Consider the following 13,385-nt stretch of genomic DNA (forward strand, 5'->3'; position numbering starts at 1 on the left):
CATAAAAAAACTCCCCCTTCTAATATGCAAAAAATTTAGCACATTATTCCAGAGAAGTATATAAACAATTCTGAAGGAATTTGAAAATTCCAACGGTATTTGAGAGGATATAAAGTGACAGTTTACAGCATTGTTTCTTAGACGAGTAAAAAGACAAAATACAAGAACATCAAAAAATATTATCCAAGAAATTGAAAAGTACATAAAAGCGAATTTTCATCGAGAGATTAAACTTCAGGAAATTTCAGAGCGTTTCTACATAAGCAGAGAATATATATCGAGAAAATTTAAACAGGAGTATCATATAAATATTTCTGAGTATTTAGTATCCATACGCATACAAAAAGCACAAGAATTATTGGAAAATAGTAATCTAAAGGTGTATGATATTGCAAATTTGATCGGCTATCAAGACGATAAATATTTTCGCAAAGTATTTAAAAAAATAGTTGGCATCTCCCCAAACGAATATCGTGAGAAGAAAAAATAGATAAGCTAAAGTAAAAATTTATACTTTGATCTACTCGGAGGTATTCAGAAATAAAAAAGAAAGGTGTTTCAAGTGAACTACGATAAATTACTACATATCGAAACCGAAAAAATACAATTAGGATTCAATAAATCATACCATTATCATCGGTATGAACCTACTCCATACGAGCATTTAGAACAGCTGTTTCAAGAATTTCCCCTTCATAAGACTGATCATATAGTCGATTTTGGATGTGGGAAAGGTCGATTGAACTTTTTTATTCATTATTTATTTCAATCTACTGTAACTGGAATAGAAATGAATGAAGAATATTATCAAGATGCTTTAGTAAATATAGAACACTATTCAAAAAACAGGAAGAGTAGGAAAGAGAAGATATGCTTTCTGTTAGGGAAAGCAGAGGATTATTCAATACAGCCACAAGATAATTATTTTTATTTTTTTAATCCTTTTTCTCTGCCTCTCTTTCAAAAGATTGTCAGTAATATAATGTATTCGCTAGAAGAAAACAGTCGCCTGGTGAAAGTCATTCTCTATTACCCCTCAAATGAATATCAAATTTTTATGGAGAGCCATCCATTCTTTGAAAAAGAGGGGGAGGTAAAAGTAGGGAATAAAAAGGATAAGGACAAGTTTATAATATATAAGTCTATGTATTGGTAGAAAAAATTTATAGCATGGGTTAACATTTTTTATATTTGTTTATGTTTTCCATGTAATATAATACCAAAATGAAACCATTGTCTAAAATAGATTTATCCTTTATATTCAAGTATATAAGTAAAAAGACTTAGGATAAAAGTCGTTTTAAATTTGTAAAATACGTAAATGGGAACAGCTGCTAATTCAAGAATGATATCCCTCATAGACGTATTTATAGAGGAGAAATTACTATTTTTACATTGCCAAGTGTCGATCAAGTAACATATATACAGGTTGAATATTCAGTTCCTATCATTGCTTTATCTGTATTAATTGCATGTTTAGCTTCTTATACGTCCCTTTCTATGAATGAACGGATCGTTTATCATAGTTTTTTTCATCGCTATATATGGTTAGGTTTAGCGGCGATTACGATGGGCTTCGGGATTTGGTCTATGCATTTTATTGGGATGAGCGCGGCTAAGCTTCCGATTGATATGACTTTCAATATACCATTAACGATTCTTTCCTTAGTGCCAGCTATATTAGCTACATTTTTGGCTTTCAGTATATCTAGTAAGGCAAAGAATTCTAGTAAATGGATTGCTTTTGCTGGAATCTTTATGGGGATTGGTATAAGTAGCATGCATTATATTGGAATGAAAGCAATGAAGTCAGAGGCTGATTATGCCTACCATTTAGGCTATTTTATTTTATCCATTTTCATCGCTATAATAGCTTCTTTTTTTTCGTTGTTTATCTTTATGAAGCTACAAAAATATATGAATAATTTTATTGTGAAAATTGTTACCTCCCTTTTGATGGGTGGAGCGATATCAAGTATGCATTATACAGGGATGTATGCCATTCGATATTATGTAGATACAGAAATGGAACTTACCCATACGCACTCACACCATGTTAGTATAATAGCAATTATTATTGGTGTAACAATCGGTATCTTTGTTATTTTATTATTTTCTATTTTGTCTAGCCTATTGGATCGCTATGTTGATTATCGCTTAAATTACTTTGATTCATTAACAAAGCTTCCAAACCGAAGACAGTTCGAAAGGTTGATTGAATCCTCCACGTATTTTAGTGGTCTGGCAATCCTTCATATACATGACTTAAATAAATGGAATGGTAAGTATGGTTATTACTTTGGAGATAAAATTATAGGTTATATCGAAGAATTATGTACGAAACTAATACAAACGAATGTAGAATTGTTCCGAATAGAGGGAAATCGTTTCGCGATTGTCAGTACGACTAATGAATCCTTAGATAAATTAATGGTGGAATTGAATCAATTAACTGCTATTTTATCTAATCCGGTAACTATTGATGATCGAATCATCAAAGTAGAGACAGCAATTGCATTATCAGTCAATGAGAAAAAAGCATCTTCCAAGCTGCTATATGAAAATGCTGTCGCTGTTTTAACACATTATTCCATTCGATTTGATAATGAAATCATCCTGTATGATCCAGAAAAACATAAACAGACTTTTGCTAATCATCTTGTGAATGAGATAGAGGATGCCCTATTGGAAAAACATCTATATTTAGTTTATCAGCCAAAAGTATTTCTAAAGTCAACGGAAGTCGCTGGATTAGAAGCTTTATTAAGATGGAAGCACCCTTTATATGGAGAGTTGTCGCCAGGTGTGTTTATCCCAATTTTAGAAGCATCTGATAAAATGTATGATGTCACAGACTGGATTATTGAAGAGGTATCTAAACAAATTGATGTCTGGCAACAGCAAGATAGATATATACCAGTAGCTATTAATATACCTGGCTCCTATGTAACCTCACCAAGGCTAATGACAAGCTTAACCACTAATGTAGAGAAATACAAGTTAATGCCCCATTTGATTGAGTTAGAAATAACAGAAACAAGTGCAGTTGGTAATATTGAAGGGGCAATTCAATCTGTTCAGGCTTTTAGAAATGTTGGCTTTACAGTAACACTGGATGATTTCGGAACAGGGGTTTCCTCTTTATCTTATTTGAAAAGAATTCCTGTAAACACCTTGAAAATTGATAAATCCTTTATTGATGGGGTTCCGGAGTCCCAAAAAGACGGAGAAATTATTAAAGCAATCATAGCTCTCGGAAGTTCCTTGCATTTGAGCATTGTAATAGAAGGGGTAGAAAGAGAAGAACAGATTAACTATTTAGCTTCTATAAATGAATGGCCAATTATCCAAGGATATTATTATGCGAGGCCAATGACTGTCTTTGCTTTGGAAGAGTGGCTATTCCATTTTCAAAAGGGTGAAACAGATATTCATCAATAAGAGGAATCAAGATCATCCGTATCGATGTAAAAGAAAGGATGATCTTTCTTTTTGCAAAAGTATCTGTATTTTGTAACTGGGATTTTGTAGAATGAATTCATTCTCTTATGTGGGAGAGCTATTCTGCGTAAAGTTTAATATCTTTAGAGAATACCCTTGTCTTTTCGCTATCACAGGAATGCTTTTCTAATGGAAGAGATGTTGAACGTGGAGCAGTTACTTTTCTAGTTTTTGCGAAGAAAGACTGATAAAATATGAAAGAGAAACAACAAAAGATCATTACTAAAAATAGGCTGTTTAGTACGAAACTCATTTATGCATCCTCCTTTGATTGTACCGATAACTTAACTATACAGTTGATTAATGAAGACAATATAAAGAAAGAGTTAATTTTAAATGGAATCCGTGTAAAGAAAAAAAGGCTATTGAATAAAAAGAGGTGAATCAATGTATTTATCAGTGAAGGAAACTGCAGAATTGCTTGCTGTATCAGAAATAAAGGTAAAAAATCTGATTTTACAAAATCAAATTAGAGCAATTTTTGATGGAAACGATTATCTTATCAACAGAGAGCAATTTAATACACATTTTAAGCAAGTAGAGAAATATAAAAAGTTTGTGGAAGAAGTATGGAGTGAGCCGATTCCAGAAGATTTAGACATTAAAGATGAGGATTAAAAAGCTATTATTAGATAAATAGGATATCTTCGCATGAAACCATAAGGTTTTGCAGAGATATCCTTATATTAGATTTACACTTCTAGCCAAGAATGGGACCAATTTTCAATTTCTTTCATAATTGGCTCTAATGAACGCCCTTTTTCTGTTAAAGAATATTCAATTCTAACAGGAGTTTCAGGATATACCTCTCTTGCTACAATTCCAGCTTGCTCTAAATCCTTTAATCTCTCCGATAAAAGTCTTCCGCTTATTCCAATGGAGGATTCCATAGTACAGAAACGTTGAGGACCGTTCAATAGCTGATAAATAATTAAACCAGTCCAGCGTTGGCTTAAAATACTCATTGCTTTTTCAAACCTTGGACAAATTGTCATTTGGTTCATTTTAATATCCCCCCTTCCAATAATTATACAATAAATATTATTTTAAGTAAAAATATTATGAATTGTAATTAGATTACTTTACAATCATTAATTATTAAAATAAAATTACTTACATAAAGTAAGTGAGGAAGATGGTTAGGAGGAGAAATAAATGACATTTCACGGAAACCCAAATATTTATGCAAAAAGTGTCAAGGTAAAGGTATCTGATTTAGAAGAGTCACTATTATTTTACCAAAATGTGATTGGTCTTTCGATTGCAAGCAAAGAGAAGAAACAAGCAGCATTACGTGCAGGAACAGGGGAAGCATTTTTATTTATCGAGGAATTAGATCAAGTCGAGCCCAAGAAAATGCGGACAACAGGACTTTATCATTTAGCAATATTAGTCCCTTCCAGAGAGCATCTTGGAAATGTATTTAAGCATTTGCTAGAAACAGGATATCCATTACAAGGTGCCTCTGATCATTATGTCAGTGAAGCAATCTATTTAGCTGATCCGGATGGAAACGGAATTGAAATATATTGCGATAAAAATCCAGCAGATTGGCAATGGGATGGAAACCTTGTAAGAATGGATACTGCCTATATGGACACAAAAGGAGTGCTTGCAGCTTCTAGTAATAGCAAATGGAATGGTCTTCCTGATGGAACTATTCTTGGTCATATTCACTTACATGTTGCAGAATTAGAAGAAACAGTTGATTTTTATGTAAAAGGATTGGGCTTTGATGTCGTTCAAAAATATGGATCTCAGGCATTTTTTCTTTCCACTGGCCGCTATCATCATCACATCGGTTTAAATGTCTGGAACGGTATTGGTGCACCTGTTCCAAAGAAAAATCATGTTGGTTTAGCTTATTATGATTTACAGATACCTAGTGAGGAAAAGCTTGAAGAATTGACACAAAGATTGACAGAGCTTGGAGCAACTCTCACAAAGGATAAGGATAATTTATACACATATGATCCTTCGGGAAATATGATTCGTTTGGTTACTGCTTAAAAAATAAAAAAATTGCATATTTCCCCTAATCTTATTAAACTTTTAATTAAAGAATATGAAAATTCTAGGCGTGTTTAAAAGTAACAAATTTTAGAGGTGGGGAAGTAGTTGCACTATAATGAAGGAGTTTACCAATATTTTATCGATAATACAGATAGATTAACAGAAGAGTGGTATAACGATCTAACAAAAAATGATCCGAAAGGTGTCTATGCAACATCTGACCCACATGTAATTGAAATCATGAAAAAACAAAATAATGATTTTCATTACAGACTTGCTGGCCTTTTTATTAAGGAAAAGCAACTATTTCTTGAAGATATAGAGGAATGGATTTTTGAAATTGCAACAGATCAAGCACATTTAGATACGCCAATCCATTTTATTATTCGTGAATTTATTCGTACGAGAGAACAATATTTTCAGCTAATTGAAGAATATGCCACAGAACATGATGTTAGTCATAAGCGGGTAATTGGATGGAATCATTCTGTTATGAAAGTTCTAGATAAGATAATTTTAAAATATACAGAGGAGCATCATCATTATTCGAACCGACAGCTTGAAGCACAGCAAGAAATGATTAATGAGCTAAGTTCTCCAGTTATTTCCTTGAGTAAAACAAGAGCACTCTTGCCCCTTGTTGGAGATATCGATACTGCCCGTGCTGCTGCAATATTGGAAAACACAATCAAACAATGTGCAGAAAAAAAGGTATCTCAGTTATTTATTGACCTATCTGGTGTAATTATTATTGATACCATGGTTGCTCATCAAATCTTTCAACTTATTAATGGGCTAAGCTTAATTGGGGTCAAAACGACGCTATCGGGTATTCGACCAGAAATTGCTACAACTGCAATCCAACTAGGATTATCATTTGAAGATATTTCGATTGCTTCCACGCTTTCTAAAGCAATTGAACAAGATGTTCATTTCCAAAAATAATTGATTAAAGGCTATTTTCGTAAAAATGAATTAGTGAAAGGGACGAGTAGTTTATCGCTAAATTCCTATTGTATGAAATATAACGACTATCACGCAGGATAATGGAGTGGACATCATTGAGGTTCTAATCATTATGATATTGTATGCTAGTAGGAAAATATACGTCAAGATTACCTTGCTGGCTCACACAAGCGCAAGCTCGCTGTAAAAAGGTTACCTGACGTACTTGTTCTCTTTCATCGATTTAGAAGTAATTAATCTATGTTATTATTATTATTCAAAATGGAAATCTAGTGTTTTAGCCTTATTTAGTAGCTTTTCTTGTTCATTATAAACATCACTTGTACTTAACTGAATTTCATTGATAGGGGAATTTTCTATAATGAAACCTATATTACCATTCTTTCGTTCGCCTGGATTTAACACCCCATTGAGCTCTTCTAAATAAATATCCTTCTCCCAAGTGATCATTTCATCTGTATTCGTCTGAATAAAAGCAATTGGAGAGAATTTCTTTTGTTTGTTCGATTGATTTACGATTTCCACGAAAAACTTAACGAAAATGAATTGCTCATCATGTGTATAGGTATGATAGAAGTCAATTAAGCTATATGCAGGTCGATAATCGATTATCTTGGCATCTTTGACTGTCAGTTTTATCGAATCAATCTGAATGCTCTTCGGTTCTTCATCAAGGGCTTTTAATGTTGCTTCGCCTTTCCTATCCCGGTAGAAATCGCCTACAGCTATTAGAGAAGTATCATCAATAACTTGTGGGTTTTGAATATATGCATCTGTTGAAACAGGAATAACAGGAACATTTTGCATGCTTGTTTCTTTTTTCTCTACTTCCTGAATGGTAATTACTTCAGTCTCTTTATTGCTGTTGCACCCAGCTAATAAGAGAAAGGCAAATGAATACATAAAAAAGCGTTTCAAGGTTGAATCCTCCCAATTGAAAAGCTTCCCTTCAAATAGAAGCCGAAGAGAAGCCTATTTTTTTTCAGAATCTCTGAATTTTAAGAGATGGAAATCTCCACCGCCTATCAGCAAGATGATATTCCGGCTGCGGGCGATAGCAACAAACATTACGAAAATAGCCTTTTTTAATTGTCCGTGATTTTTACTTTTGCCTGCAGTAGGTCAAAAATAACTTTAGCATGATCTGTATTGTCCTTTTGTCCAGCAAAAAGATTGCTAGAAGGTCCATATGCATAAACAGGAACGTCTTCTCCAGTATGACCACCTGTAGTCCATCCCGTGTTGGTCCGTTTATTGAAGATATCTTCAATCGCATTGTCAATACTAGTTAAATCTTTTGTTTCAGCTGCTTTCTGAACGGATTGAACTTCTTCTGACTTTAGGGATAGATTGATATACTTTTTCAAAGTAGATTCAACAGATGCGCCATTGGTAATCAATTCTGCCATAAAGTCAGGTGTCTTTGTTGCTGCTTTGATTGGCTCTCCGTACCAGTTGTAATCGCCGTTTGCTGCAATCGAGAATCCTCCTGTAGAATGGTCAGCAGTAGCTACCACTAATGTGTTTTTATCCTTTTTGGCAAAGTCGATTGCTGCCTTATACGCTTTTTCGAAATCTTCCATCTCACTCATTGCAGCGACAATATCATTATCATGTCCAGCCCAGTCAATTTGGCTGCCTTCTACCATCAGGAAAAAGCCCTTTTTATTTTTATTTAAGCTTTCAATTGCAGTTTTCGTCATTTCCTCTAAGGAAGGAGTTTCTTTGTCTCGATCTATCATTTTTGGCATGCCTGCTTCAGCAAATAGTCCAAGTAGCTGGGTATCTTTATTTTTCAGTAAATCATCGCGATTGGTGACATAATTGTAGCCAGCTTTTTTGAATTCCGTCGTTAAATCTCTGTCCTGACGAACAAATAGATCTGTTCCGCCGCCTAATAGAACATCGACTTTATGCTTTCCATTTATCATTTCATCGAAATAGTCATCGGCTATTGCATTCATATTTTTGCGGCTTATATCATGGGATCCAAAAGCAGCTGGCGTCGCATGTGTAATTTCAGATGTTGCAACAAGACCAGTAGATTTTCCCTTTTCCTTTGCAGCTTCCAAGACAGTTTTCACTTCCGTTTCGTCATTGTCAACTGCAATGGCATTATTATATGTTTTGATACCAGCTGACATAGCAGTTGCTGCAGATGCAGAATCCGTCACATTTTGTGCAGGATCTTCTGGATATGTCATTTGCTGACCAACCAAGTAGGGATCGAAATATGTATTTTCTGCTATTTTTGTCTCTGGATTATCTTTTAAATAGCGATACGCAGAAGTGTAAGAAACACCCATTCCATCTCCTATAAGGAAGATAATGTTTTTAGGCTTGCCATTACTGCTTCCGTTATTTTTTGCTTCTGTCTCTGTTCCAAAGAGTGCTGTTGCTATCCCAGCAACGGATAAAGAGGAGATTACGGCGATTGGTAATAACTTTTTTTTCCATGATTTAGTGTTCAAATTGTTTCCCTCCAAATGATTGATTCGCTTTATTATCATGGAAGGACGTTAAGTTTGTTTTACAGCCGTTTAGAGAAAATGTAAAAAAAACTAGGATAAAGGTACCCTAGTTAATAAGGAGGCCACTGAAAAAGTCTAGTTCTCCAAATTAAATGAGGTTTTATTTATTTGAAAGCGAATAATAAGTTGGTTTGGAGAGGCGTCCGCTCTACTCCTACGGGAGATGCGAGAAAGTCCGAGACCCTGCAGGAGCGTAGCGACGAAGCGGCTCGGCGCTCGCCCCGTGGAAAGCGAGCGGTAAGCCTCGGAAAACAAAAACCTACACTAAGTTAGAATGGTTTGGTAACTACCGATTCACTAGGTAATTCACTTTTTCAGTGGCCTCGTTAATAAGACATGGTATTTTTTTGGTTCGTTTCGAGTGAGGAAAGAAAGGACTTTACTAAGCTTTATTTTAAAGCGAATTCTTTACTGAGCGCGTAGGAAACAGCGGCTTTAGCATGTAAAAAGGTAGTATCAAATAATGGAATAGAGCTATCTTCTTGTTTAATAAGTAACGGTATTTCTGTACATCCTAATATAATACCTTCTGCACCTTGAGCTAGCAGTTTGTCGATAATGCGCAAATATATTTCCTTTGATTCAGGAAGAATAATTCCTTTGCATAATTCATCAAATATGATCCGATGAACAACTTCTCTATCTTCTTTCTCGGGCACAATCGTTTCTATTTCTTGCTCTAATAGTGCCTCTTTATAAAAAGAATGCTCCATTGTAAACATGGTTCCTAATAAGCCAACTTTTTTCAAATCAGCTTCTTTTACAGTGCTTCCTGTAGCGTCTGCAATATGAAGCAAAGGAATAGATATGGCTGCTTGTACTTCTTTTGCCATCTTGTGCATCGTATTTGTACAGATTAAAACAACATCAGCGCCCCCTGCTTCCAATGTTTTTGCAGCGTGTACCATTAATTCCGTTGCCTTTTCCCAGTGACCAGCTTTTTGCAGTGCAACAATTTCTTCAAAATCAAAAGAATAAAGAAGGCATTTGGATGAGTGTAATCCTCCCATTTCTTCCTTTACCAATGTATTCATATATCGATAATAATCTGCCGTTGATTCCCAGCTCAAACCACCAATAAGTCCAATCGTTTTCATAGTAAAACTCCTTTCGACCATTTTTTTCATGATATCATGGTATACTGGTATAGGATAGAGCCAGAAAATATATACTTTTATAGTACCAGTTTAGTCTTTATTGGAGGAAATTCCTATGATTTTTATTACGATTGACCGATCTCAATCTATCTCTCTAACCCAGCAAATTTATGATCAGGTTCGTAATGGCATATTAGAAAAACAATTAAAAGAAGGAGAGAAATTACCTTCTTCGAGAGAATTGGCAGGCACTATTGGAGTTTCCCGAAATATTGTTCTAGAAGCGTATGAGCGTTTAATTGCAGAAGGATATTTGGAGGTTAGACCAAAGGCAGGAACCTTTGTAGCACTGGGGACCTCCCTTTCGTTTGTTGAGAGACCGAAGAGGAAAGACACTCCCAAAAAAGCGGAGGATGAAAAAAATACATATATTGATTTTAAAGCTGGCAATCCAGCAATAGATTATTTTCCTAGGAAGAAATGGGCTCAAATAACGAAGGAGATTTGTCTACATTCATCGGAATCCGTCTTTGGATATGGAGAAGCTGCAGGGATGAAGGAGTTGAAGGAAGCACTTGTTGACTATTTAAAAAGAGTAAGAGGGGTACAATGCAGGGCAGAGCAAATTTTCATTACATCTGGTGCTACTCAAGGGTTGAAGCTTATTACGGAAATGCTTGGAAAAGATAATAAAAGAATTGCAGTTGAGGACCCGGTAACAGATGAAATGAGGAATATTTTTACATTTGGTAATGCGAAGATTTTTCCTGTTCCCGTAGACGAAAATGGAATTAACCCAAATAGTTTGCCAGAACAATCACCAAGCTTTGTTTTTGTAATTCCTTCCCATCAATTTCCGTTAGGTGGAATCCTATCTATTCAAAGAAGACTTCAGCTAATAGAATATGCGAAAAGGATGAATTGCTATATTGTGGAAGATGATTATGACAGTGAATTCACTTATGAAGGGGCGCCTGTACCGTCCATTCAAGGTATAGCACCTAACCATGTGATTTATGTGGGTACTTTTAGCAAAATACTTTCCCCAGGACTGCGGATTGGATATGTTATTTTACCAGAGGAATTGGTCGATTCCTTTGAGCAAATTAAATGGTTTTCAGATAGACATACATCCTCACTAGAACAATTAGTATTAGCCCAGTTTATCAGGGAAGGATATTTAGATCGACATGTACGCAAAATGAAAAAAATCTATAAAGAAAAAAGAGAACGATTGGTTTCAGCCATTCAACAAAATTTTCAAGGCGCAACCATTATAGGTAAATCAGCAGGCATGCATTTAGTTGTAGAGATACCAGGAGTAGATTTTTGTCCAACATTCATACATAAAATGGAACAATCAGGAGTGAAGGTATACCCCATTGAACAATATAGCTTAGTAAAAGGGAAACACAGGGAAAGAATTGTGATGGGATATGGTGGACTAACTTTAGAGGAAATCGAAAAGGGTGTCCTTTTATTAAGAAAAACAATTGAATCAAATAGAAAATCCATTTTTTAATGGAATAAATAGCTGAAATTCATTCTTTTTTCATTTAATGTATGTAAATATATTTATAGAAGCAAATTATTATCCTAAGGAGTATGTAAATATGAATAAATCAAGAAAAAGCATCTTTTCAAGAAAGTGGTTAACCATACTTTTTGGGGTACTCATCATTCTCTTATTCATCCCAACCCCCTATTATTTAAACCAGCCAGGCTCCATTGAAGCACTTGCGCCAAAAGTGACGGTAGAAGATGGAACTAAGTCAGAAAAAGGAAGCCTCAATTTAACAACTGTTTATTCGATAAAGGCAAATAATCCATATATTTATTTATACGGATTAGTCGCTCCTCATACGGAAATACGAAAAGAGGAAGAGGTAAAAGGGAATCTTAGTGACGAAGAGTATAATAAGCTATTGCTTCATATGATGGATACTTCTAAGCAAAATGCGATTATTGCCAGCCTCCATGAAGCAGGAAAAAAAGTTCAATTTGACTATAATGGCATTTTCGTTGCACAAGTATTAGAAAATTCCAAAGCAAAGTCAATTATAGAAGTTGGAGATATTATTCAAAAGGTAGATGGCCAAGAATTTACGAAAAGTGATGAATTAATTGCGTATTTAAAAGACAAGCAAGCAGGCGACACTGTCCAGCTTGAATTTATACATGGGAAAGAAAAGAAAGAAGCATCCGTTGAAGTCATTGTATTAGATAAAAAAACAGGACAAGTCGGAATTGGCATTGCACCTGAAGATAATATGACAATAAATCCTTCGATCAATGTTGCGATTAATAGTGAAAATATTGGCGGCCCTTCAGCTGGATTAATGTTTTCTTTAGAAGTTTATAATCAAATTGTGGAAGAGGATTTAACAAAGGGTTACAAAATTGCTGGTACTGGCACAATGGATGCAGAGGGAAATGTAGGACAAATTGGTGGAATCCAGCACAAAATAGTTGCTGCCCATAAAGCAGATGTAGATATATTCTTTTATCCAAAAGATATAACAGAAGATGATACCAATGAAAAGGAAATTAAAGAGCAAGTGGAGGAAGAAGGCTACACAGATATAAAAATCGTGCCAGTAAGCACATTGGAAGAGGCAATCGATTACTTGGAAAAGCTTCCTGAAAAGAAATAAACTTTACATATTGCTCATTTCAGATTTACAGAATTTCTCCGGATAAAATATAATGTTTACCTAGTGTCTCCTTAATTTATTTAAGGAGATTTTTTCATGTAAGGCTGTTGAACTAAAAATTCTGTTTAGAAAAGAGTGAAATGGGAAAGGTATATATAGATAGTGGAAAGTACGATGGGAAGTTGGGAAACGGCATTTACAAGGAGGTTCACCATGTCAGAATTTTTTAGTGGTCTTTTTAATATTCTTTATGGAGCTTTTGGAGTTCCTCTCCTTTTAATCGTTCTTATTATTCTTGTCATAGTTGTATCACAAAGAAGACGAAAAAAACGGATGAAACAAGAAGATTGGATGGGACATTCTCCTGTAGAGAAAATTGAAAAAGAGGATGAGAAGAAAAAATAATGAAGAGTCAAAAAAGGAGACAAACGCAAGAGCGTTTGTCTCCTTTTTTTGTGAGGGGCGGTTTAGACCACGTTAATTTTTTTTATCTATATTACTCAACTTTCGCAGAGTGATATCGGCAAATAAGCCTTGATATAATTAGGAAGGCCAGCGATCCACTGTTCAAGTTGACTTTGAATTATTTTTTTGATTTTCTTATTCGTTTGTTTAAGTGCATC

At 34.7% G+C, this 13,385-nt stretch carries 14 protein-coding genes; 9 read left to right on the forward strand and 5 right to left on the reverse strand.

All coding sequences use genetic code 11. The features are described from left to right. The first annotated feature begins 130 nt into the window (after window positions 1–130). From QQZ16_RS20210 to QQZ16_RS20220, 3 genes are all read left to right on the forward strand, one after another. Entirely contained in the window at window positions 131–490 is a 360-nt protein-coding gene (locus tag QQZ16_RS20210; protein WP_284561722.1) for a helix-turn-helix domain-containing protein, read from the forward strand. A 72-nt stretch (window positions 491–562) separates the two neighbouring features. Next, window positions 563–1,156, forward strand: coding sequence for a methyltransferase (locus QQZ16_RS20215; RefSeq protein ID WP_251627744.1), 594 nt, complete (start codon window positions 563–565; stop codon window positions 1,154–1,156). Window positions 1,157–1,395: 239 nt separating this feature from the next. Continuing rightward, window positions 1,396–3,441, forward strand: a complete 2,046-nt coding sequence (locus tag QQZ16_RS20220) for a bifunctional diguanylate cyclase/phosphodiesterase (protein ID WP_284561723.1) — start codon at window positions 1,396–1,398, stop codon at window positions 3,439–3,441. A 118-nt stretch (window positions 3,442–3,559) separates the two neighbouring features. On the opposite strand, the gene QQZ16_RS20225 is transcribed toward QQZ16_RS20220, so the two are convergent. After that, window positions 3,560–3,754, reverse strand: a complete 195-nt coding sequence (locus QQZ16_RS20225; RefSeq protein WP_031537172.1) for a hypothetical protein — start codon at window positions 3,752–3,754, stop codon at window positions 3,560–3,562. Between the two features lie 134 nt (window positions 3,755–3,888). Between QQZ16_RS20225 and QQZ16_RS20230 the strand changes: the two genes are divergently transcribed. Next, window positions 3,889–4,119, forward strand: coding sequence for an excisionase family DNA-binding protein (locus tag QQZ16_RS20230; protein WP_031537170.1), 231 nt, complete (start codon window positions 3,889–3,891; stop codon window positions 4,117–4,119). Between the two features lie 74 nt (window positions 4,120–4,193). Here the strand turns inward: QQZ16_RS20230 and QQZ16_RS20235 are convergent, their stop codons facing one another. Continuing rightward, window positions 4,194–4,505, reverse strand: coding sequence for a winged helix-turn-helix transcriptional regulator (locus QQZ16_RS20235; RefSeq protein WP_235249011.1), 312 nt, complete (start codon window positions 4,503–4,505; stop codon window positions 4,194–4,196). A gap of 151 nt (window positions 4,506–4,656) precedes the next feature. Between QQZ16_RS20235 and QQZ16_RS20240 the strand changes: the two genes are divergently transcribed. Continuing rightward, window positions 4,657–5,511 (forward strand): VOC family protein, encoded by an 855-nt coding sequence (locus tag QQZ16_RS20240; RefSeq protein WP_251627740.1) that lies wholly within the window; start codon window positions 4,657–4,659, stop codon window positions 5,509–5,511. Between the two features lie 108 nt (window positions 5,512–5,619). Then, window positions 5,620–6,459 carry an STAS domain-containing protein gene (locus tag QQZ16_RS20245; RefSeq protein WP_251627738.1) on the forward strand — a complete coding sequence of 280 codons (840 nt, stop codon included), beginning with the start codon at window positions 5,620–5,622 and terminating at the stop codon, window positions 6,457–6,459. Window positions 6,460–6,732: 273 nt separating this feature from the next. On the opposite strand, the gene QQZ16_RS20250 is transcribed toward QQZ16_RS20245, so the two are convergent. From QQZ16_RS20250 to QQZ16_RS20260, 3 genes are all read right to left on the reverse strand, one after another. Further along, complete coding sequence (locus QQZ16_RS20250; protein ID WP_235248996.1) at window positions 6,733–7,398, reverse strand: hypothetical protein; 666 nt, start codon at window positions 7,396–7,398, stop codon at window positions 6,733–6,735. Between the two features lie 167 nt (window positions 7,399–7,565). Further along, window positions 7,566–8,951 carry an alkaline phosphatase gene (locus tag QQZ16_RS20255; RefSeq protein ID WP_031537162.1) on the reverse strand — a complete coding sequence of 462 codons (1,386 nt, stop codon included), beginning with the start codon at window positions 8,949–8,951 and terminating at the stop codon, window positions 7,566–7,568. 449 nt (window positions 8,952–9,400) lie between these two features. Continuing rightward, the gene (locus QQZ16_RS20260) at window positions 9,401–10,108 is read right to left on the reverse strand and encodes an aspartate/glutamate racemase family protein (protein WP_251627737.1); all 708 of its coding nucleotides are present in this window, start codon (window positions 10,106–10,108) and stop codon (window positions 9,401–9,403) included. A gap of 115 nt (window positions 10,109–10,223) precedes the next feature. On the opposite strand from QQZ16_RS20260, the gene pdxR reads away from it, so the two are divergent. The 3 genes from pdxR (at window position 10,224) to QQZ16_RS20275 (ending at window position 13,167) form a co-directional block, all read left to right on the forward strand. Next, the gene (pdxR, locus tag QQZ16_RS20265) at window positions 10,224–11,630 is read left to right on the forward strand and encodes a MocR-like pyridoxine biosynthesis transcription factor PdxR (protein WP_031540244.1); all 1,407 of its coding nucleotides are present in this window, start codon (window positions 10,224–10,226) and stop codon (window positions 11,628–11,630) included. Window positions 11,631–11,721: 91 nt separating this feature from the next. After that, the gene (locus QQZ16_RS20270) at window positions 11,722–12,762 is read left to right on the forward strand and encodes a SepM family pheromone-processing serine protease (protein WP_048716468.1); all 1,041 of its coding nucleotides are present in this window, start codon (window positions 11,722–11,724) and stop codon (window positions 12,760–12,762) included. Between the two features lie 213 nt (window positions 12,763–12,975). Next, a complete protein-coding gene (locus QQZ16_RS20275; protein ID WP_031540242.1) occupies window positions 12,976–13,167 on the forward strand; it encodes a hypothetical protein in 192 nt (63 codons plus the stop codon). Window positions 13,168–13,385 lie beyond the last annotated feature (218 nt).

Origin of the sequence: Bacillus sp. T2.9-1 (assembly GCF_950097965.1) — a bacterium.
GTDB classification, from domain to species: domain Bacteria; phylum Bacillota; class Bacilli; order Bacillales; family Cytobacillaceae; genus Niallia; species Niallia hominis.

What these genes read in the sequence shown, in the direction of transcription:
- QQZ16_RS20275 (WP_031540242.1), top strand. Translation starts at nt 12,976, where the DNA reads ATGTCAGAATTTTTTAGTGGTCTTTTTAATATTCTTTATGGAGCTTTT.
- pdxR (WP_031540244.1), top strand. Translation starts at nt 10,224, where the DNA reads ATGATTTTTATTACGATTGACCGATCTCAATCTATCTCTCTAACCCAG.
- QQZ16_RS20260 (WP_251627737.1), bottom strand. Translation starts at nt 10,108, where the DNA reads ATGAAAACGATTGGACTTATTGGTGGTTTGAGCTGGGAATCAACGGCA.
- QQZ16_RS20230 (WP_031537170.1), top strand. Translation starts at nt 3,889, where the DNA reads ATGTATTTATCAGTGAAGGAAACTGCAGAATTGCTTGCTGTATCAGAA.
- QQZ16_RS20225 (WP_031537172.1), bottom strand. Translation starts at nt 3,754, where the DNA reads ATGAGTTTCGTACTAAACAGCCTATTTTTAGTAATGATCTTTTGTTGT.
- QQZ16_RS20235 (WP_235249011.1), bottom strand. Translation starts at nt 4,505, where the DNA reads ATGAACCAAATGACAATTTGTCCAAGGTTTGAAAAAGCAATGAGTATT.
- QQZ16_RS20270 (WP_048716468.1), top strand. Translation starts at nt 11,722, where the DNA reads ATGAATAAATCAAGAAAAAGCATCTTTTCAAGAAAGTGGTTAACCATA.
- QQZ16_RS20240 (WP_251627740.1), top strand. Translation starts at nt 4,657, where the DNA reads ATGACATTTCACGGAAACCCAAATATTTATGCAAAAAGTGTCAAGGTA.